Here is a 20,383-nt window from a genome sequence, read left to right on the forward strand (position 1 = left end):
TTGCTAAATCCTCTCAAAGAACCGCTTCTTCTCCCAGTCAGTGACCACTTCATCGAACTTGCGCTGCTCGGTGCGCCAGAAGTGCGCGTAGTGCGTGACAATCTCCTGACCAAACGCACGGGCGGGAAAGTCGCTGGTTTCAAAAGCCTCGATTGCCTCACGTAAGTAGGCAGGAACCCGAGGCAGATTCTTGGCTTCGTAGACATCGCCCTCGAAGAGCGGCGGCGGCGAAATTTGGTTGTCCACACCGTCCAGCCCGGCGGCGATGAGCGCGGCGTAGACGAGATAGGGGTTGGCATCGGCTCCGGGAATGCGGCACTCGATACGCAGTGACTTGCCCGAGCCGACCACTCGAAAGCCCGCAGTGCGGTTGTCTCGGCACCAAGCGATACTGGTCGGGGCAAAGGAGCCCGCCTGGTAGCGCTTGTAGCTGGCGACATTGGGCGCGAAGAACGCCGTGATCGCTCGGGCGTGGTGCATCATGCCCCCAAGGAAGTGTAGGAAGAAGGTCTCGTCGGAGAAGGCATTCGTGCCATCTTCCCGCCAGAGCGAGAGATGGACGTGCATACTGGAGCCCGCGAGCGTCTCATCCCACTTGGCCATAAAGGTCACAGCCTTACCCTGCTGCCAGGCGATTTCTTTGGCGGCGTGCTTATAGAGTGCATTGCGGTCAGCTTGCTCCAGCGCCTCACAGAAGAGGAGATTAATTTCTTGCTGGCCTGGGCCCCACTCGCCCTTGCTAGACTCAATCGGCACCTCGCTGGCATCGAGTGCACGTCGGATCGCTCCAATCAGCGCTTCTTCCTTTGTGCCCTGGAAAATATGGTAGTCCTCGATGTAGCGCCCCGCCGTCTTGGGCGACGCGTAGTGTTTCTCCCGCAGCGCATCGTAGCTCTCCTCGAAGACGTAGAGCTCGATCTCGGTGCCGCCCATTGCGGTCAGTCCACGGGATTTGAGCTTGGCAATCTGCGCCTGAAGCATGGTGCGCGGGGCGATACTCGCGTGCGCGTCGCACAAAACAATCGCCGTTTTGTCCAGCCAGGCGGCGCGACGTAGCGTCTTCAGATCCGGCTGGACATGCAGATCGCCGTAGCCACGCTCCCAGTTGGTGAAAGCGTAGCCCGGAACAGGGTCCATCTCGATATCGCAGGCCAGCAGATAATCGCAGACATGCATACCATCGTCAACAACGTGTTCTAAAAAATAGTGCCCCGTGAGCCGCTTGCCCAAAAGGCGGCCATACAGATCCGGCATCACGGCGAGCACCGTATCAATCTCGCCGCTTCCGACTGCTTTTTCTAGCTCTTCTCGTGTCATCGTTTTCCTCACCCATCACCCGCCGCTCCAACCAGCGGGGCTACTGCGCCCAGTAGACGCTTTTTACCTCACTGTACGCATCAAGTGCCTGCGGCCCCAGCTCGCGGCCCAGGCCACTCTGCCCGTAGCCGCCGAAGGGCAGCTCCAGATGCACACTACGGGAGGAGTTGACGGACAACGCTCCCGTGCGCACGGCGCGGGCGACGCGCATGGCGCGAGCGGCGTCTTGTGTCCACAGCGAGCCCGAGAGCCCGTAGAGCGTGTTATTGGCAAGGGCGATTGCCTCGGCTTCGGTCTCAAAGGGCAGGATTGTCACGACTGGCCCAAAGATCTCTTGCTGGGCAATTTCGGAATCCGAGGTGACTCCGGTAAAGACGGTCGGCGGGTAGAAGCAGCCAGGGCCGTCTAGTTTCTCGCCGCCGATCAGCGGCTTGATGCCCGCCCGCGCGACAAAGCCATGGACGCGCTCCCGGTGCGCCTCGGCGACCAGTGGCCCCAGATCCGTGTTCTCAGCCAGCGGATCGCCAACAATAAGCTTCTTCGTATTTTCCACGAAACGCTCGACGAAATCATGGAAGATAGACTTCTCAACTAAGTAGCGGCTCCGGGCGCAGCAGTCCTGGCCCGTATTATCAAAGACACTCATCACTGAGCCTGCGGCTTTCTCCAAGTCCGCATCGGCAAAGACAAGGCTTGCCGACTTGCCGCCCAGCTCCAGAGAGACCCGCTTGATTGTCTGCGCCGCGGATGCCATGATGGCGCGACCTGTTACGGTGGAGCCCGTGAAGGAGATTTTCCGAACGCCGGGGTGCGCCACGAGCGCCGCGCCCGCTTCGGTTCCTGTGCCCGTCACGACGTTCAAAACGCCCTCCGGCAAGATGCCTTTGGCGAGTTCCGCGAGTCGTAGCACCGTGAGCGGTGTCCACTCCGCGGGCTTGATCACCGCCGTATTACCCATCGCCAGCGCGGGCGCGAGCTTCCAGAGCGTGATGACCAGCGGAAAGTTCCAAGGGACGATGAGGCCACAGACCCCCAGCGGCTCACGCAGGGTCAATCCCAGCCCCCCAGACAAGCCGACGGTCTCCCCGCGTGCTACCGAGGCAAGGCCCGCATAGTAGTCTAGGACGCGCGCTGCGTAGCCGATCTCCCCTCGCGCCGAACCGATAGGCTTGCCGACATTCGCACACTCTAGCTGTGCCAGCTCCTCCGCGTTGTCCCGCAGGACAGCCGCGAGCGTTTGTAGCGCCGCCGTTCTCTCACGCGGCGCAGAGTGCCCCCACTCGCCCTCGAAGGCACGCTGGGCTTTCTGTACAGCGCTGTCAATGTCTGCGGCGCTTCCTGCCGCAACCGTTGTTAAAAGATCTCCCGTCGCGGGGTTGATGATTTCCATAATTTTACTCGGCTTTACTCGGCAGTCTTTTTACTCGGCAGCCTTGGGCATCGCGTTCCACTTCGGGGCCAGCGCGAGGGCGGCAATAACCACTCCTACCGAAAGCCCCCAGAACAGCGGGTTCCAGTCCGCGGGCTTGTCACCGATCAAGCCAGGGAGAAATCCGCCAATGATCTGCCCAAACGAGCCCGACCCATTGATCACCCCCGCCGCCGTCGCCGCGCCCTTGCGCGTTCCGAAGTCCACAGCAGCCGTGCCCGTGACCAGAGAGTCGGCGGCATAGAGAAAGGCCCCCATCACCGCCAGCACGCCCCCAATCGCGAATTTATTGGCGGGTAAAAATCCGAAGAGTGCCAGGCAGAGGGCGACCATGATCAGGCTCACCACGCAGACGGGCATCCGGCGGGCTCCGAGGAGCTTATCCGAGATCCAGCCGCCCAGCAGCGCCCCAATCGGTCCGCCAACCTCGAAGGTCACGCTGATCAGCGCCGACTCCGCGACCCCCGTTCCGAGGCGCTCGTGGATATAGAGCGGCCCCCAGAGCAAAAATAAATAACGGATCGGCTTGATGGCAAAGTAAACCCCACAGAGGAGCTGCACCATCGGGTTCTTGACCACCGCCAGCACATCGTCCCACGACGATGGTGCGGGAGCACCATCCAGTTGAGCCGTATGCTCAACATCCTCAATGGCAGGCAACCCAACATCCTCGGGCTTGTCGCGCTGAAAAAGAAGAAAGAGTACCCAGATCACGAGCAGGAGCAGTGCTGGAATCCAGAAAGCAGCTTGCCAACCGAACTTTTGGGCAGCAGTCCCTGCGATGGCAGTTGCAATCACCCCGCCCAATGAGTAATTCGTGCACCAGAGCCCCATTACCAGACCGCGCTCTTTGGTGCCGAAAAACTGGCTCAAATTCCGTGCCAGCGGTCCCCAGCCCGTGGACTGCACCAGCCCTTGCACCGTCATGAGTACGCCAAAGAGCAGCATCGTGTGCGAGAAGCCCATGGCAATTCCCGCGAGAATCGAGATACCCATTCCCGCGAGTATCACTTTGCGCGTGCCCAGCCGATCCCCCAGAACCCCGAAGCCCATCATCCCAAAGGCATAGGCAACATTGTAGGCGGTGTCCACCACCGCAAGCTGACCTTTGGAGACACCGAGCTGCTCTTTCAAGAGGGGCTTGACGGCAGAGAAGCCCTTACGAGTGAGATAGAACCCGGCGTAGGCGAGCCAGGTGATACTGAAAATCCGCCAGCGCCAGTGTTTAAGCTTTGGGGACATGGAGCTAGCCCACTTTCTGCAGTTTTGCTCCGAGTGCCGCACTCTTATCAGCCGCCTCGACAAATGCCATCAGCTCACGCATCTCGGCGTAGGGAATGGCGGGCTTCTTCGTCTGGAACATCCCCACAATAGCTCTGAGCATCTCGCGGTAGTAGGCCGAGCCCGTGATGGTGTAGGGCTGGTTGCCTTTCTCATAGTGCGCCACAAAGCCAAATCCGTACTGACCCGTCCGAATGCCCCGCAGGCTGGAAAGATGCCCGGTGGGCCAGCGGGCCATGAGCACTTCACTGGGCTCGGTGCGCCAGGACTGGACTTCGACGCAGCCCGTCCCAAGGAGTGTGTAGAGCATCTCGACACCGTGAATGCCGTAGTGCAGCAAGCCAGGGTTGCCCTCATGCAAGGCGCACGGCCCCCAGACCTCGACGGAGAGCAGCTTCCCAAGCTCGGTTTGTTTCGCGAGAGCGGCAGTAATTTGCGGGTCGTAGCGCAGCGACGAGCAGCTCATGAGCGGGGCGTTGTGCTTCTGCGCGAGCGCGATCATCGCATCGGCCTCTTTAAGGCTCCCGGCGAAGGGCTTGTCCACAAACGTGGGGATTCCTGCTTCGAGAAACGGGCGGGCGCGCTCTAAGTGCCGCGAGCCTTGCTGGGACTCGATCATCACAGCATCTATCTTGCCGATGAGATCCGTGGGCTTCTCGACCAGCTCCACGCCAAAACTTTTTAGCTTCTCAACATAGCCCGCAATGCGCTCGGGCATGATCCTGGAGTCGCCGGGGCAGCCCACCACTACTTTGGCACCGTCCACCCACTCGCTCTCGGCAATCGCGATATGGTTGAGGCGCTGGGTAAAGGCCTCGACGTGCGACGTGTCAAAATCCACCAGCCCGATTCGTATCATGCCGTTAGATTCTCCCCCACCATTGAGAATCCTTCCCGCAGGTACGCGAGATTGGCCAGCTTCTCTAGCAGATCCATCTCCACATAGTAGTACTGGTTGGAGGCTTCAAACCCAATCCGTGCATCTTGGGCTTGAAGTGCCAGCAGGCGACGGGTTAGGGCTACTTCATCGTCTAGGATTTCCGTGCGCTCTGCGGAGCGTGCGCCACGGATTTGGACAAAGCGGGCCTGGTTGGCGACACTGGCGAAGTGAATTGCGACAACTTCCATCAGGTGCGCCTCGGTGCGGACCGTGGGGTTTGAACTTGACAGAAGCGAGCCTGCGCCGCGCTGGAAACCATCCGCGACTTTGCGGAGCTGGGCGATGAAGACCTCAGGCGGGTAGACGGCGCGCCAAGTGCTAAGATCGTCGTAGCCGAAGCCGACCATGGTTGCCCGATAGCCAGTCGGTTTCTCCCAGAGCAAGTTCGCCGGGCCGTGCTGAAACGGCGCGTTGTAGATGGTCTGGATATGAAACGGGAACTCCTCGTACGCAGTGGAGACGGCGGTCCAGGCAGCCACGACTTGTGCCGCATCACGCGCACCAAACCAGCGGCGAGCGACCCGCTGCAAGGCTTCGTCGGCGCGGGCACCTTGCCCGATCTCGGCGACGACTTCTAAATTCGGCGACGGATAGCCGCCCAGTGTCCAGCCGAGCATCAGGGCATCCACTTGCGCGGCTCTTAGCCGGACTGCGTGTTTTGCCGTGTTGGCGACGGCGGGCACGTACGGCACGGCGGAGAGCTCCCAGGAGTTGGCGGCCTGAATTTTTGCGACCGTCTTGATGCCTCTCGCCTTTGCCAGCGCCCAGTGCCGGGTCGCGCGTGGCCCCGGCCCGACGGCAGAAAGGCTGTACTCGCCAACGGTGGCAGCAACGCCGCCGCGCCGAATCGGCAGATCCCACTCACTCACACTCATAAACAGCACATCGCGAGGGAGTTTTAGAATTGCATCAGCCACAACGGAATCGGGCCAAGCCCAGTCCCAAACGATAAGTTTTTGCTTACCTCCGGCTTTGGCAAGGCCGGAGTGAATGGCCGTGTTGACGTCCGTGAGTGAGGCGACCGTTCCTCGGCTTGCACAACGAGGGCATTTCGCGCCCTCGCCGTGGCTCCAGCAATGGGTCTGGTTCTCGGAGTAGGTGATAGAGAAGAAGCCTGCCAGCTCGGGCACGGCAGCGCAAACACTCGCGATGGCATCGGTGAGGTACTGACGCACGGCGGGGACTGCCGTACACAGGGTCGCATGCTCCCCCACCGTGATGCCCTTCACGTCGGGCGCTTTGGCAAATGCGGCCACCGGCAAAGTGCGCGGCTCGTTGCAGTACAGCCACACCCCAATCCCGTGCTTCTTCGCTCGCTCCGTCAGCTTGCGTAGGCCGGCAAGGCGCTCCTCGTAGTGAGCGCTGGCCGCTGGGTTCCACGGGTTAGGGGCGAGGTTGCTTAGCACTGCCTGCATCCAAACCCCGTCCACGCCGGACGCCGCCAGGCGCGCCAGGTAGCCATCAGGGTAGGGATCGGCCTCTTTCTCTAAGAGTGGGTCGCCATAGAGCGCGTGGTAGGAGTAACAAAAGCGCGGCGAGAAGGGATTGGGTTTGGAGTTGGGCCGAGGTTTTATGGGTTTCTCCAGCGCCTTCACAAAGGCAAAGAGCGGCTCTTGCTTTTTGGGGAAGCTGTCTTTGACAATCATGGCAAGCTCAGATGCGCGTTTTTGTGCCGTAGCATCAGGCTCCTGCCAGCGCACGGTCTGGCACTTGGGTTTGTGACTCCCGAGCTTGATGTAGAGAAAATCGTCCTCCTGGAGTGTGAAGGCCAGCTTCTCAGGTGTCCAGTCCAGCAAGATCAGCAGCTGCTCGTAGGGTAGTAAGTGCCAGTTGCGCCGGATGATCGTTAGCGCTGAGCGCCGCCACTGGTCGGCGGAGATGCGTTTTGGGGCGGGGAGCCCCAGCGCCGCGCCGAGTTTTTTGATATTCCCCGGTGTCGTGCCGATCGTTTTCGCGAGCCGCGCCGTTGGTACAAGAGTCCAGTTGCGCCAGACAACAGCATGGAAGCTACTAGGAAAATGCGAAAGTGCCACCGGCTCCGGGGCATTGCCAATAGGAAGTTGCTCGGTTTTCATACTATCCCTCCCGCTCGCGCTGATACGACAGATTGGAGCCCGCAAGTGTCCACTGGTCTTCTGAGAAGTTGGATAGGGAGACGTTCACAGCTTCAATCTGCCCGAGCTTATCCCTGCGCCGCTGTACCTTCCTGATCAGCGGCTTGTCCTGATAAACCTCTAGTACGGAGACAAATATAGTATCCAAAGGAGCGGCTCCCTGCCGACGAACGACCACCGTGGGAATCCACTCGCCATCGGTATCGGTGTTGTAGTTTCCGGGTGCAACCCAGCTCTCACAAAGGCTCGCGCTGGCGTTTTCCGTCAGGCAGGTAAGCTTGAGATGAACCAGCGGGGCGTTTTTCGGGCGCGTCTTGAAACGGTCTTCCAGCGTCCAGTCCACGGTCCAGCCAGATTTAGGGTTAGGGTCGGTGCGGAAAGCGCGGGTCTGGGTCTTGTTGCCGTAATCCGGGCCGGGCGCGAGGGCGAGGCCGCTTGTTGCCACCGTGCCGTAGCCACTGTGCAGAAAATACGCGTGGTCCTGCCCCCCCGTCACACGGAAGAAGTCCACCACATAGAACCCGCCACCGGGGAGATCCGCCATCCCCACCGTGCGCTCGTAGCGCTCGATGCCATACAGCGCAGCCCCTTCAGCGCGTACAGCTTGCCAGGTTTTCTCGTTGCGCCACAGAGTTGTCTTCCCCGCAGGTAGCCCCTCATAGCCCGCCCGCTCGGTGATTGCCGCGCCGACCCGCTTCTGGTCTTTTCCATCCACCACAACCGTGTTGTGCGCCGCCGTCATCGTGTACCAGAGGGCGCGGGGTGCGGCCCAGCCGCCGAACTGCACGGGCGGGTAGCCAAAGTCCGGCAGCAAGTCGAGCCCCTGGGCAAACAGCCCGAGATTGAGCCCGTCGCTGTGGTGGTGATAGCCGCCCGAGTCGTAGTCTAGCCAGAGGGCACGGGCGTTTTTGCCCTCTCCCCCTCGCAGTAGAGCCAAGTGCCACTCTTTCTTATCAATCGAGCCCAGCTTGGGCTCGGTGCCATGCTTAGCAATCACGGCGCTCACCTGCTCCTGGAAGCGCGCCGGGCTCTCGGCGAAGAGATCATGGGGCAAGTCTGTGGTCGTTTTCCCGTTGGCATGGTGCAGTGCCTGCACAAACCCGACCTCGCCCGTCGCCGCGTGGAGCCGCCCGAGAAAATCAAACATAGACGCCCCGATGCCGGGATTGGTCGAAAAGCTCACGCCGCAGTAAGTCGGGCTGGGCGCAGCGAACGTCCCGCAGTCTCCGATGCGCGGATAGAACTGCCCCAGGCACCACGTTTCGAGCGGAAAGCGATACATCTCCCCGATACGCGGGTTGCGCCGCAATAAATCTGGCAGAAAGTTTGGATCAATGCGTGCGTAGAGTGCCAGCACCGTGGCGATCCCGCTGGTCGCATAGACCGAGTAGCCCGTTAGCCCCTTCTCGCCCGTCATCCCATCAACCGCCGTCGCTTTTTCCAGCGTCTTGTCCAGCAGCGCTAGAATCTCCGCTCGGTTGCCCGGCCAGCCCTCGACCGTCTTTAAAATCGCCACGGTCAGCTCGGTCTGTGGGTAGTTGGAGTAGATCTTGTCTAAGTTGCGCTGAGGGTCACGCAAGATCCCGTCCTCGATCTGCCGCAGGACATCTGTAGGCGAGGGCTTCTTCAGAAACGCCGCCAGTGCGGTATCTTTGGCGAGCGCCTCGCGCACTCTATCGTAGGCGAGTGCCATTTCGCGTGTCTCGACACAGGCATCATGCCAGGTGGAGACGTAGCCAGAGCGCGGGGGGCCTTCGTACATCACGCCCTCCTTGCCAAAGTCATGTGTCGGGTAGAGCTCCGCCACCCGCGCCAGAAGCACTCCCGCCTGGTGCGCGTAGTGCGCCTCGCCCGTGACGGCATACGCCGCCGACAGCGCGACAATCCCCCCGTGGACGGCTTGCTTCCACTGCCCATAAACCAAGTACGCCCCAATAAAGCGCCAGCGCTTATCGCCCTCGACGTAGCCCTCACCATCATCCACGCCAAACCCTTGCGGCCCACTCGGGTTCACCAGCAGCTTCCGGTTGGCTGTCTTCGGATCGAAGATCCCGCGCTCATCTAGCCCGGACACATAAAACGCCCCGAAGTCGTTTTTTGGAAAGAAATCATCACAGTGCGGGCAGCGCACTTTCCAAGGCTCTTTGAGCGCGTTCATCTTCCAGGTGTACATCGGGACGGATTTCTTGCAGCTCGGGCAGTAGCCATTCGACCAGACCATCCAGCTCCGCTTGATCGTGTTGCCAAAGAACAGGCCAAAGAGATGCGTATCGGAAAGCTCACGCCACGGCTGCGCCGCCGCGACAATCTGATCCCGAATCACCTTCGCAAACGGATACTTGGCTGCATTCGTCTGCGCCCGACGTACCAGCGTGGCAGGTAGAAAAACACTCACCGCCTTGGGTTGTTTCATGGAGCTATTTTACCTGTAAAATGAGGCATGGTTCCCTCAGACCAGGAGCTGATTGTGCGAACCCAGCGCGGTGACAATGCGGCGTTTGGGATGCTCTGGGCGCGTCATACGCCGCGTGTCCTGTCGCTTTGCCAGCGAATGCTCGCCACCTGCAACGCTGATCCTGCTACTGATGCGCAGGACATAACCTCAGAGACCTTTATTCAGGCGCTTCATGCTCTAGATCAGTTTTCCCAGAAACCAGGCCATGAGAGTGGTTTTGGCCCTTGGCTCCAGGAGATAGCGCGGCGGCGCTGTCTCAAGTGGCTAGAGCGTCAGCGGCGGCGTACCGATTTGCTTTCATCACAGCCCGAGAGGATGCCTGGTCCAAGTGTAGCACAGCAAGTGGAAGATCATGAGCTTCTGGAGCGGGTCGCGCAGGAGATCAATGCCCTCCCCGATACCTACCGTGTGCCGTTTCGCCTCATGCTGGAGCAGCTTTCACACCAGGAGATTGCCGAACACCTCGGGCTTTCCGTCGAGGCCGTTGTCCAGCGTCTCCACCGTGCGCGCGTTCGCCTGCGCCCACGCGTGACGATCTTCCTGGGCCATCCGCCCCGCCTGCGCCGGATGGAGCAGGCTCTCTCTGAGATCGTCACTCCCTCCCGAATCGTCACAGTCAAGCTTCCCAGTGGTGGTGAGTTCCAGTTGTGCGTGCGCGTGGATCAGCGTCTGGCACACCAGGCCGAGACACTTGGCACGCTCCGCCAGGCACTCGAACGGCACCCACGCGCCTGGAAGCCGCTGCTTGCCTTTGCCGATCAGTGCTACCACTGTGGTTCTTGGGACGAAGCACGAGAGTTCTATATCGAAACGTTGCGCCGTAGTCCCGCCTGTCTGCCTGCCGCTCTGGGGCTCTGGGAGGTTCTCCGCAACCAGGCACGCGACACCGAGGCCGCAGACGCTTTCATCACCGCAAAAGCCCACGCATTTTCCGCAACACTGGAGGCACTACTCTACGAAGCGCAAGGTCATAACGAAAATGCCGTAAGTGCCTATCAGCAGGCGCTGGCTCTTACTCCAGATGAGCGGCGGCTCTACCACGGACTCAGCCGCGTCCTGGGTCGTCTGAGCCGCTACCAGGAGCAACTCGATACACTAGAGCAGTTACGGAAGATCGCTCCCGATGACATTGACGGCTACGATGCGGCCTACACTCCCTATGCACGTCTCGGACTCTGGGAGCCACTTTATGCCCTGCTCGAAACAGCGGTTCGTCTGGATCCAAATAATCCCTCGGTCCTACGGCATCTGTTCCAGGTGCGGATGAACCAGAGGCGCTTCGATGACGAGACTCTCGCCTATGCGGAGCGATTGGTGCAGCTAGCCCCAGATTTTGTGGCGAGCTGGTCGGAGCTTGCCTGGATCTACGCCGAGCAGGGACGACACGACGAGAGTTTGGCGATTCTGCATCACTTTCTTCTCCAGCATCCCCACAACGCGGAGGCACACGCTGCGCTTTCCTGGCGCTACCACTACTACCAAAACCGCAGCACCGAGTGTGTTGCCTTTGCACGAAGCGCTTACGCCCTGGCCCCCGCCGAGTGGTATATCTGCTGGACAATCCTCATGGCCTACTCATCGCCAGAAGTCGCGGATTCTGAGATCATCGCCGTGACCGAGGAGATTCGTAACCGTTTCCCAAGCGACCTATTCATTCACGATCAGCTAAATCGCCTCTTTCAAATTCGGTATCTCACAGAAAAATAAAAATTCTTGTCACATTTTTCGAGAATATGGCCTTTCTTTAGTAAGGCACGATGACATTGGGTGCCCCGCAGAGAAAGGAACCAACTATGAAATCACTGTCTTCAGCACGATCGTTCTCCCGAGCCACAGCAACCCTTGCTGTGTGCATATTTTCCACCACAGCCTACAGTCAGGTCATCTACCAGTCGGCAGATCTTATAGCACGAGAAACTGTCAATCAAATTCAATACACCATGAAAGATCTTGGGATTCCTACAAGTCAGGTAGATATTAAACGCATGGAGTTTGCTGTCCAGCAACAGCAACGTCTTGTTGAATTAAGAAAACGACTGACACTTGCTTCACGCGAGTTTTCTTCTAACAACAATGCATCTGGTGCAAAAGAATGTCAGACAGATCTTGCTCGTGTGAATCAAATGTTAAAGGAAATCCCACAGCCTCCCACAGCGGAGCTACTAAAAAAGAATAAATTCAACTGTCCGTCGTATTGGGATAACCTGAACTCCTTTACCAAACTACGGGCTCCAGGAATTGAGAAAGCAGTCAATACTTTAGGACCAAAGGTAGAAAAGCTTGAAAAAGGTTCAAAAGGTGCTGGCGGCGAATCTGGCGGCGGATCCAATGCGACAGGAGGAAGCGCGTATGAAGCTGTTGTGACCGTCAGCGCCACCGTTGATGCAAAAACCAAAGCGGGGGGAGTGGATGTATTTATCAATGGCGTGAAGGTAGATCGTACCAAGCAGTCAGTATCGATTCGTCTGGGACAACCCTTTGTTGTAAAATTAGTGGCAGTTGATGCGAGACGTGCCTTCATTCGCAACTTTGAAGAACCCACGAACACCACAAAGAATAAGAGTGACGATTACATGATCTCCTATACAACCGATAACGGAAGTTTCAAAGGAACCACAACCTGGAATATGTCGTCAGAAGAATATTTGGTAGGTGTTAGTGGCCTTAATTCTGACTCAGCCCAATACACACAATCTTCCAGCGGCCTACAACCGGGAATCAAGAATGATTTGATCACATTTAAATTCACCCGGCCATTCCAGGCCACAATTCAAGCCGCGATGAGCTCCGAATGGAAGAGCCACGCACAACGCCCTGGGGGCATACGCGACGGAAGCGAGAAGGGGAGCGCGAAGGCAACGATCCAACTCAACATCTATCCACGATAATTTCCGGTGTTTACCGGCGTCGAGCAAGCCTCGACCTCACCTCAAGTTTGCTAAGTTCACACTCCCGGGCGATAATGTTCGGGAGTTTTTTAATTCATGAGCATTCTTACGGTGTCCAACCTCGCCAAGAGTTTTGGGGCAGATCTACTATTTTCGGACATCACGTTCAGTGTTGCGGCTGGCCAGAAGCTGGGCCTTATTGGGCGCAACGGCGGTGGGAAAACCACGCTCCTCAAGATCTTGCTGGGTCAGGACACACCGGACCCGAGCGGCAGTACCCCTCCCAAGATCAATCTGGCAAATGGGCGGCGCATGGGCTATCTGCGGCAGGAAGCGCCCGTGCATCCTGAGAACACCATTGCTGAGGAGATCGAGGTCGCGCTGGAGCCGTACCGAGCGGTGCAGGCGAAGATCACTGAGGCGGAGCACGCCATGAGCGATGCCACCAACGAGGATGCCCTGAACCAGGCGCTGATGGAGTACACCGAGGCACTTGATGAATTCGAGTCGCGTGGCGGGTATGCCATCGAGGAGCAAAAAGACGCCACTTTGCAGCGTCTGGGTTTTGGCCCCGAGACACTCACCAAGCAAGTGGGCGACTGCTCCGGTGGCGAGCAGACACGCCTTGCGCTGGCGAAGCTCGTGCTCACCCGACCGGACTTGCTGATTCTCGACGAGCCGACCAACCACCTTGATATTCATGCAACTGAGTGGCTGGAGGGTTTTCTGAAAGAGTACACGGGAGCGGTGATCTTAGTGAGCCACGACAGGTACTTTCTGGATGCGGTGGTGGATAGTATCGCCGAGCTGGAGTTCCAGAAGATGACACTCTACAAGGGCAACTACTCCCACTACCGTCGGCAAAAAGAAGAGAAGCTGGAGCGTCAGTCCGAGCTTTACGGCCAGCAACAAAAAGAGATTGCGCGCCTCAACGATCTGATTAAGCGCAACATGGGCGCGAATAACACCGCGAGTATCATCCGCCACAAGACTCAGGGCCGCATCGAGCGAATGGAAAAAGTGGAGGCGGTGCGCCTTGACACCGCACGCGTGAAGGCGAAAATTGACGATAAAAATGCGGGGCGGATCGGGCGCGAGGTGCTCAATCTCTCGGGAGTGGCAAAAGCCTACGGGGCACGGACACTTTTCTCAGACCTCAATGCCGTGATCGAGCGCGGCGATAGAGTGGGTTTTGTGGGGCCAAACGGCGCGGGCAAGACCACACTGGTGAAGATGCTGCTCGGGGAAGAGGAGCCAACAGCGGGCGAGATCGCGTGGGGCCACAATGTCAAGCGAGCCTACTTCTCGCAGCACGCCACGGATGCGCTGGATGTCGAGAAAACGGTCTACGAAACGCTTAAAGACGAGTCCCCCGCCTTCAACGAGACCCAGACACGGAGCTACTTAGCGCGCTTTCTCTTCACGGGCGATGATGTGTTTAAGAAAGTGGTGATGCTCTCGGGCGGCGAGAAGAACAAGCTGGCGCTGGCGTGCATGCTGCTGCGCCCGTGCAATCTTCTGATTCTCGACGAGCCCACCAACCACCTCGATATTGAGTCGTGCGAGACACTTGGGCAGATGCTCCAGGACTACTCCGGCACGCTCTTTCTCGTCAGCCACGATCGTTACTTGCTCAATGCCGTCACCACAAAGACACTGGGCCTGACAGGCACAGGCAGTGCGGAACTGATCGAGGGCAACTACGCCGTCTGGCGCGAGCTACAAAACCCCACGCCCGTTGCTTCTACTACCACTGCCAAATCCCAGCCGAAGCCACAGCCCAAGCTGGAGAGCGTCCCCCTCTCGCGTGAGCAGAGCAAGGCACGCGCAAAGACGCAGGCCGCCCTTGAGAAAGCCGAGCAGCGCATTGCTGTGCTCGAGACGCGCCTCGCCGAGCTCGAAGCCAACCTCGGCACCGGCACCGGCGATCTTATCGCCCTCGCCGCCGAGCACACGCAGACCCAGAATCAGCTTGCCCAAGCCCTCACCGAGTGGGAGCGATTAGGTGAGGAACTGGTAGATCGGTAGGTCGAAGATTCGGCCAAAGAGTGTCCAGAAGGTCTGGATGCCGATGTCGCCCAGAGTCAGTCCGAGGAAAAACCCAAGGGCTTTCTTGTGTGCGGGGCTTCCGCCGTAACGTAAGACCAGCGTCTTGATCAGCCAGGCAAAGAGTGTCGGGAGGAAGAATGCGTTCATCGTGAGGGTCGTCCCGAGAACATAGCCGACCGGGTGTAGCGGAAAACCCACAAAGCGCATCCGCAAGAACGTGAGGAGTGCGACAAAGAGCGCCCCGAATGCCATGCCACCGATTCCCGCGCGATCAAAGCCCGGAGTTCGGCTGGCGAGCTGGTGCATCTCCTTCATTCCGATCTGAGTCTTCGTGACAATATAGGCGTTGCTCTTTGCCGTGGCCGCGCCCAGCTCGTAGAAGTGCGGCAGGCAAAACAGCCAGCCAAAGGCCAGCGCCGTGACCGAGAACACTCCCACGGCACGCAGCAGCAGCCTCGGCGAGATTCCTTGCGCATCGGAGAGCTTCAGCGCCTCCATTAAGTACGGCAGCGACTGACCACGAATATCAATGTGCACCAGATCGCTCAGACCGAACGCCGCGAGGCTGCGCGGCTCCAGGCGCGGCGCGCCCGAGAACTCAAACGCGACCCGGCCGGGAGTCCAGGTCAACGGCGCAAAGATCCAGACACCACCCGCCTCGGCTCGCGCCCGTGCACCCGCCAGCACATAGCCCGCGTAGCCGATCACCGTCAGTAAGGCCATTCCCGGTGGCAAACCGATACCCCAGAGCAGTCCGGCGGCCAGCACCACACACACGAGCGCACTGTTCGGCAAGAGCTTGCGCCCCGCCCAGAGCGCGACTCCCGCCGACATCAGCCATGCGCCCGCACTCTGCTCTAGTTGGTAGGGAAACCGCGCCGCTCCCTGCCCCGTCGCTTCCAGACCAAAAAACGTGCACAGCGGGTAGGCGAGCCGGATCAGTACCCAGAAAATCAAGCACGAGAGGCTCACGCTAGACGGCATGAGATAGGCCAGCCCCGCCGCCATGGGATAAAAGCTCACGCCCAGGCTCGGGATCGTGTTCCAGGGAGGTGACGGAAAGAGCTGGTCTTTGTAGTCCGCCACTTTAAGCTGGACGGCGGGAATGGTCGGGTACCACTCATGAAGCACCAGCAGGCTCTGAAAAATCACCGGAACGGCGACACCTGCCCAGAACAGTGGCTGACGCAGCAGTGCGAACTGGCTCGCGCTTAGCTCCAGCGGAAGCGCGGCAATTGGGAAGGTGAGCCTTTCCTCGCGAATCCAGTGCCGGTGGAGCGCCGCCGCCAGCCCCAGCCAGAGGCCGTGTAGAAGCAGCAAGTAGGTGCTCCAGAAGGCGATGGGGACGGCCCATGCCGCCCATGGGACGGCGCTTCGGCCTTTAAAAAAACCGTCAATTGCCACGGGGCTTTGGAGCACAGGCAGAGAGGCAAGCGCGGGCAGATAGTTTGTCCACTGCGGCATGCTCGGGGCGGAGTACGCAAGATAGCCCATGCCGGGCAGTAAAAACCGCAGCCCCCCGAAGCCGACAATCGGCAGAGTTGCGGTGAGCACGGCGTAGCCAAAGAGCCACTCGCGCGTGTCGAGCTGGAGGAGCCGCCGGAGTGCCCCACCCACCAGCAGATAGAGCACGGTCGGCATCATCAATGAGTAGCAGAGCAAGTAGACACTGCGCGCAATCTCGCTATCTGCCGTCCACCAGAGAAGCATCGCCTGCACACCCAAAATCATCGCCCAGACCCGGGCACGCATCAGGCCAGCCCTTCCAGAAAGTCCGCGAGATCAAAGACAAACCCAAACGCCAGCGCCACGCGCCAGAGGGCAAGCGCTTTTGCCTGCTCAGTTCGCGCCGACTCCGCATTCTCCACGGCGGTGGTTGCCTCACGGATCGTGGAGCAGAGATAGCCCGCACGGCTCAGCTCGGCCATCCCGCCCGGCGAGAGCAAGAGGCACCAGTTAAGGGCAAACCCGACGTAGACCAAGTGGGAGACACCCACCGCGCTCGCCAGCGTGGCAAGCTGCTCTCCGTTCTCCGCAATGCCTTCGGTGGCCAGCGGACGCGCCTGCTCAGGAAAGTCCAGCCGCGCAAATCCCGCTTTAACATCGGCCTCGTTGTACCGCCCGACAAAGACATTCTCCGCCCGGAAACGCAGAAGATTCGTGTCAGGTTGCGCGCGAGGCAAGTGCTGCTCGTCGCTGCCACCGCTGACCACATGAAAGACTGGCCAACCCGCGGCGCGAACGGCGGCAAGCAAGGGAGGGAAGACATCGCGCAGAATCTGATCGGCGCGGGGGATGTACTCGACGGCCCGGTGCCAGCCGGGGAACTGCTCGCGCGTGCCCGTGTCCCAGGCGTGCATGACCACGAGCGCCGTGGCCTCCTTACGAATGGGAAGCTCGGCCTGTTTCCACCCGCCGTAGCCCTCCGCCGGAATGTCACGCGTAAAATCCGCATCGAACTGCTGGTAATACCACGCTCGCATAATCCCCATTGTAGCGGCTGTAGCGGTAAAATGGAGAGCATGAAGCGTCTTCACGCAACACTGCTGTCTGCGTCCGCTGCCCTGCTGGCGGCGCTCGCCTTTGCGTCGCCACAAAAGCCAGCTCCCAAGCCGAAGCTGAGCTTCACGAATGATGTCTTGCCGGTGCTCACCAAGCTGGGCTGTAACCAGGGGAACTGCCACGGACAACAGGGTGGCAAGGGCGGGTTCGCCCTCTCGCTGCGGGCCTGGGATCCGGCGTTCGACTTTGAAAATATCGTCAGAGCGGCAAGTGGACGGCGTATCGCAGCGAGCGATCCGACCCGCAGCTTGTTTCTGCTCAAGCCGCTCGGGCTTGTTCCCCACGCGGGGGGCAAGCTGCTCACCCCCTACTCGGAGGCTCATCTCATTATCCAGCGCTGGCTGGCAGAGGGTCACCCCGCCCCGGACGAGAAGACTGATTTAAGCATCACGGAGCTGACCGTCACCCCCGAGGATGCCCTCGTGCGCAAGCCGGGCGACAGCGTGGCGATCTCAGTGCGAGCCACCTATAGCGATGGTACCCAGCGCGATGTCACGCGCTGGAGCCGTTTTAGTAGCCAGAACGATGCCGTGGCCAGTGTGGACGATACCGGGAAAGTGCGTGTTCGTGGCCCGGGGGAGAGCGCGATTCTGGTGGCCTACAGCGGCGAGGTAAAAGTCACGCGGGTTGCGCTGCCTTATGCGCCGCTCTCACTCCACCCCGAGGCGACTAACCCACTGGACCTCACCGTACTAGGCAAGCTCGACAAGCTGGGCCTCACTCCGTCGCCGCGCTGCACGGATAGCGAGTTCCTGCGCCGCGTCTCCCTCGATCTCACGGCAACCCTGCCCACCCCAAGCCAGACCCGACAGTTTCTGGACTCACCCGATCCACAGAAGCGCTCGAAGCTCATTGACAAGCTCTTAGAGACGGACGCCTACGTGGATCTGCGAACCCTCAAGCTCTGCGACTTGCTGCGGGTCAACGGGCAGTTTCTCAGCGATGAGGGCGCGGATACCTACTACCGCTGGATTCGGCAACAGGTGGCGCAGAACACTCCGTTCGACAAGTTCACCTTCGCACTCTTAACCGGCAAGGGTAGTACGTTTCACACCGGCCCGGCCAACTACTGCCGGGTAGCACAGACCCCGGAGGACCTGACGGAAGCCACGGCGAGTACGTTTCTGGGCACCCGAATTGGCTGCGCGCGCTGCCACAACCATCCCTTTGAGCGCTGGAAACAGTCTGATTACTACAACTTTGCGGCTTTCTTCGCCCGCTACGGGCGCAAGGGCGGCCCGGAGTTCGGGGAGGAACAGGTTTATGTGAAGCGCGACGGTGAGATTGCCAACCCGCGCAATAAAGCCACGGCGAAGATGCGGTTTCTGGGCGAGAAAGTCCCCGTTGCGGGCGAGCCCTTCGCGGATCGGCGGGAGACACTCGCTACCTGGCTGACGGGAAAAGACAACCGGCAGTTTGCACGGGTCGCGGCCAACCGGCTCTGGTCAGACTTCTTCGGGCGCGGCATTGTCGAGCCCGTGGACGATTTCCGGCTCTCTAATCCTCCCAGCAATCCAAAAGCGCTGGAGTACCTCACCGACCAGCTCCTCGCCAGCCGCTTCGACCTGAAAGCGGTCACGCGGCTAATCTTGAACTCGGAGACCTACCAGCGCAGCAGCCAAATTCTGACGCCCACGCCGCTGCTACCCGGCAATGTGCGCGATGACCGCTACTTCGCCCGCGCCTACCCACGCCGTCTTGGGGCGGAGACACTGCTGGATGTGGTGGGCCAGGTGACCGGCAAGCGGGATCGGTTCTATCCCTACCCCGACGGCATCCGTGCCACGCAGCTTCGCGAGAGCCGCAACTCGGGTTATTTTTTAGAGATCTTCGGGCGGCCCAAACGCGAGATTCTTTGCTCCTGCGAGCGCTCGCCCCAGCCGAATCTCTCGCAGTCACTGCACCTGGTGAACTCCGGGAGCATCAACGACAAGCTCGCCAACGGCACGACCCTAAAAAAGCTCCTCACCGACTTCGAGCCCTGGGCCAAACCCGTGCGCGATGCCAGAATTGTCGAGGAGCTGTACTATCTCACACTCTGTCGCCCACCCAGCAAGGCGGAGTCGGAAAAGCTCGTGGCACATATTCAAAAACAAAAAGAGCGTAAGCAAGGCTTCGAGGATGCCCTCTGGGCCTTACTTAACGCCGAGGAGTTTCTCTTTCAAAAATAAAAAGCGCTACAGCGGGAAGTTGACGCGCGTGCCCGTCTTGGCGGACTGGTAGATTCCGACAATTAGCTCCAAAGCATTGCGGGCTTCCTGGCCGTTCATGAAGGTCTCGCGGTCCTCACGGATGCACGTGATGAGGTCTTTGAGATGCGCGACGTGGCCACCCAGCGAGATGGCACGCGGGTCGCCCGCTCCCTGAGACAGGGTAAGCTCCGCCTTCTCGCCCGTCGCAGTGAAGATCCCGTCTTTGACAACGGGCTCGGCAGCCTTCACTCCAAACATACTCTGCTCTTCGTCGCCGGAGGCAAACTGGGCATGGCGGACACGGGAGTTATCTATCTGAACGGCACCGTGTGTGCCATAGATCTCCAGAGACTGCTTGTAGCCCGGGAACATTGCCGTGGAGGCGAGTAGGGTGCCAACCGCACCGTTCTGGAACTCAATCGTGGCGGAGACGATGTCCTCGACTTCTATGCGTTCGTGGGCGATCGTGCCCATCGTGGCGGCGACGGACTTGACCGGCCCCATGATCCAGCGGAGCTGATCCACGTAGTGAACCCCTTGGTTCATCAGTGCGCCCCCGCCGTCCAAATCCCACGTCCCTCGCCAGCCCCCCGAGTCGTAGTAGGCCTGGGTGCGGTACCACTTGGTGACGGACTCCCCGTAGACCAGCTTCCCTAGCTTGCCCTCGTCCAGCCAGCCTTTGAGAAGCTGCATCCCTGATGAGAACCTATGCTGAGAGATCACTTCCAGCTTGACATTGTTTTCTTGACACGCCGCAATGAGCGCATCGGCTGCTGCCAGGGTGACATCCAGAGGTTTCTCACAGACAATATGCTTGCCCGCTTTCGCCCCTAACACGCCACAGGAACCATGGAGCCCCGAGGGAGTGCAGACCGTGAGCACGTCAAACTGCCCCCAGTCCAGCATCGCGGTCAAATCCCTGAAGTGGCGAATTTCAAGCTTCTCGCCGACGTCCTTGGCACGATCCCCCACTTCATCACAGACAGCCACCAACTCGGCATCCTCCGGGAGGGCCCGGATAGCGTCGACGTGGGTCCCATGGATCACGCCGCAGCCCACTATTGCAAATCTTAGCTTCGACATCCTGGTAAATTCGACAATTCCCCCCTGAAAACCTTTGCAACTCTTACCGATAACAAAGGCAGACGTTTGTGAG

13 protein-coding genes are annotated in these 20,383 nt (G+C 59.7%); 4 read left to right on the forward strand and 9 right to left on the reverse strand.

The features are described 5' to 3' along the window. Nucleotides 1-3: 3 nt before the first annotated feature. The 6 genes from ACH2ED_RS17530 to ACH2ED_RS17555 are packed head-to-tail and all read right to left on the reverse strand — an operon-like array spanning nucleotide 4 to nucleotide 9,494. A complete protein-coding gene (locus ACH2ED_RS17530) occupies nucleotides 4-1,317 on the reverse strand; it encodes a glutamine synthetase family protein (protein WP_395093913.1) in 1,314 nt (437 codons plus the stop codon). Nucleotides 1,318-1,357: 40 nt separating this feature from the next. Continuing rightward, a complete protein-coding gene (locus ACH2ED_RS17535; protein ID WP_395093915.1) occupies nucleotides 1,358-2,707 on the reverse strand; it encodes an aldehyde dehydrogenase family protein in 1,350 nt (449 codons plus the stop codon). Between the two features lie 30 nt (nucleotides 2,708-2,737). Then, nucleotides 2,738-3,988, reverse strand: a complete 1,251-nt coding sequence (locus ACH2ED_RS17540; protein WP_395093917.1) for an MFS transporter — start codon at nucleotides 3,986-3,988, stop codon at nucleotides 2,738-2,740. 4 nt (nucleotides 3,989-3,992) lie between these two features. After that, nucleotides 3,993-4,886, reverse strand: coding sequence for a Gfo/Idh/MocA family protein (locus tag ACH2ED_RS17545; RefSeq protein ID WP_395093919.1), 894 nt, complete (start codon nucleotides 4,884-4,886; stop codon nucleotides 3,993-3,995). Beyond that, on the reverse strand, nucleotides 4,883-7,042 hold the full coding sequence (locus ACH2ED_RS17550; protein ID WP_395093921.1) for a hypothetical protein: 2,160 nt from the start codon (nucleotides 7,040-7,042) through the stop codon (nucleotides 4,883-4,885). Before ACH2ED_RS17550 ends, ACH2ED_RS17545 begins: the two co-directional genes overlap by 4 nt. A 1-nt stretch (nucleotide 7,043) precedes the next feature. Continuing rightward, nucleotides 7,044-9,494, reverse strand: coding sequence for a heparinase II/III family protein (locus ACH2ED_RS17555; protein ID WP_395093922.1), 2,451 nt, complete (start codon nucleotides 9,492-9,494; stop codon nucleotides 7,044-7,046). Between the two features lie 27 nt (nucleotides 9,495-9,521). Between ACH2ED_RS17555 and ACH2ED_RS17560 the strand changes: the two genes are divergently transcribed. From ACH2ED_RS17560 to ACH2ED_RS17570, 3 genes are all read left to right on the forward strand, one after another. Beyond that, entirely contained in the window at nucleotides 9,522-11,243 is a 1,722-nt protein-coding gene (locus tag ACH2ED_RS17560; RefSeq protein ID WP_395093923.1) for a sigma-70 family RNA polymerase sigma factor, read from the forward strand. A gap of 86 nt (nucleotides 11,244-11,329) precedes the next feature. Then, nucleotides 11,330-12,424 carry a hypothetical protein gene (locus tag ACH2ED_RS17565; RefSeq protein ID WP_395093925.1) on the forward strand — a complete coding sequence of 365 codons (1,095 nt, stop codon included), beginning with the start codon at nucleotides 11,330-11,332 and terminating at the stop codon, nucleotides 12,422-12,424. Nucleotides 12,425-12,520: 96 nt separating this feature from the next. Continuing rightward, nucleotides 12,521-14,452 carry an ABC-F family ATP-binding cassette domain-containing protein gene (locus ACH2ED_RS17570; protein WP_395093926.1) on the forward strand — a complete coding sequence of 644 codons (1,932 nt, stop codon included), beginning with the start codon at nucleotides 12,521-12,523 and terminating at the stop codon, nucleotides 14,450-14,452. Here the strand turns inward: ACH2ED_RS17570 and ACH2ED_RS17575 are convergent. Together ACH2ED_RS17575 and ACH2ED_RS17580 are read right to left on the reverse strand one after the other, a co-directional pair. Then, on the reverse strand, nucleotides 14,426-16,225 hold the full coding sequence (locus ACH2ED_RS17575) for a DUF6785 family protein (protein ID WP_395093928.1): 1,800 nt from the start codon (nucleotides 16,223-16,225) through the stop codon (nucleotides 14,426-14,428). The two genes, ACH2ED_RS17570 and ACH2ED_RS17575, sit on opposite strands and share 27 nt — an antisense overlap. Continuing rightward, complete coding sequence (locus ACH2ED_RS17580; RefSeq protein WP_395093930.1) at nucleotides 16,225-16,956, reverse strand: hypothetical protein; 732 nt, start codon at nucleotides 16,954-16,956, stop codon at nucleotides 16,225-16,227. The genes ACH2ED_RS17575 and ACH2ED_RS17580 overlap by 1 nt, the downstream gene beginning before the upstream one ends. A gap of 39 nt (nucleotides 16,957-16,995) precedes the next feature. Here ACH2ED_RS17580 and ACH2ED_RS17585 point away from each other — a divergent pair, with 39 nt between their 5' ends. Continuing rightward, nucleotides 16,996-19,206 (forward strand): DUF1549 domain-containing protein, encoded by a 2,211-nt coding sequence (locus ACH2ED_RS17585; RefSeq protein ID WP_395093932.1) that lies wholly within the window; start codon nucleotides 16,996-16,998, stop codon nucleotides 19,204-19,206. A 6-nt stretch (nucleotides 19,207-19,212) separates the two neighbouring features. Here ACH2ED_RS17585 and ACH2ED_RS17590 read toward each other — a convergent pair whose 3' ends face one another. After that, nucleotides 19,213-20,310 (reverse strand): Gfo/Idh/MocA family protein, encoded by a 1,098-nt coding sequence (locus tag ACH2ED_RS17590; RefSeq protein WP_395093934.1) that lies wholly within the window; start codon nucleotides 20,308-20,310, stop codon nucleotides 19,213-19,215. Nucleotides 20,311-20,383 lie beyond the last annotated feature (73 nt).

Origin of the sequence: Armatimonas sp. (genome assembly GCF_043757465.1) — a bacterium.
In the GTDB taxonomy this organism is placed as follows: domain Bacteria; phylum Armatimonadota; class Armatimonadia; order Armatimonadales; family Armatimonadaceae; genus Armatimonas.

Coding starts and splice junctions, on each gene's coding strand:
- ACH2ED_RS17530 (WP_395093913.1), bottom strand. CDS start 1,317: ATGACACGAGAAGAGCTAGAAAAAGCAGTCGGAAGCGGCGAGATTGAT.
- ACH2ED_RS17535 (WP_395093915.1), bottom strand. CDS start 2,707: ATGGAAATCATCAACCCCGCGACGGGAGATCTTTTAACAACGGTTGCG.
- ACH2ED_RS17540 (WP_395093917.1), bottom strand. CDS start 3,988: ATGTCCCCAAAGCTTAAACACTGGCGCTGGCGGATTTTCAGTATCACC.
- ACH2ED_RS17545 (WP_395093919.1), bottom strand. CDS start 4,886: ATGATACGAATCGGGCTGGTGGATTTTGACACGTCGCACGTCGAGGCC.
- ACH2ED_RS17550 (WP_395093921.1), bottom strand. CDS start 7,042: ATGAAAACCGAGCAACTTCCTATTGGCAATGCCCCGGAGCCGGTGGCA.
- ACH2ED_RS17555 (WP_395093922.1), bottom strand. CDS start 9,494: ATGAAACAACCCAAGGCGGTGAGTGTTTTTCTACCTGCCACGCTGGTA.
- ACH2ED_RS17560 (WP_395093923.1), top strand. CDS start 9,522: ATGGTTCCCTCAGACCAGGAGCTGATTGTGCGAACCCAGCGCGGTGAC.
- ACH2ED_RS17565 (WP_395093925.1), top strand. CDS start 11,330: ATGAAATCACTGTCTTCAGCACGATCGTTCTCCCGAGCCACAGCAACC.
- ACH2ED_RS17570 (WP_395093926.1), top strand. CDS start 12,521: ATGAGCATTCTTACGGTGTCCAACCTCGCCAAGAGTTTTGGGGCAGAT.
- ACH2ED_RS17575 (WP_395093928.1), bottom strand. CDS start 16,225: ATGCGTGCCCGGGTCTGGGCGATGATTTTGGGTGTGCAGGCGATGCTT.
- ACH2ED_RS17580 (WP_395093930.1), bottom strand. CDS start 16,956: ATGCGAGCGTGGTATTACCAGCAGTTCGATGCGGATTTTACGCGTGAC.
- ACH2ED_RS17585 (WP_395093932.1), top strand. CDS start 16,996: ATGAAGCGTCTTCACGCAACACTGCTGTCTGCGTCCGCTGCCCTGCTG.
- ACH2ED_RS17590 (WP_395093934.1), bottom strand. CDS start 20,310: ATGTCGAAGCTAAGATTTGCAATAGTGGGCTGCGGCGTGATCCATGGG.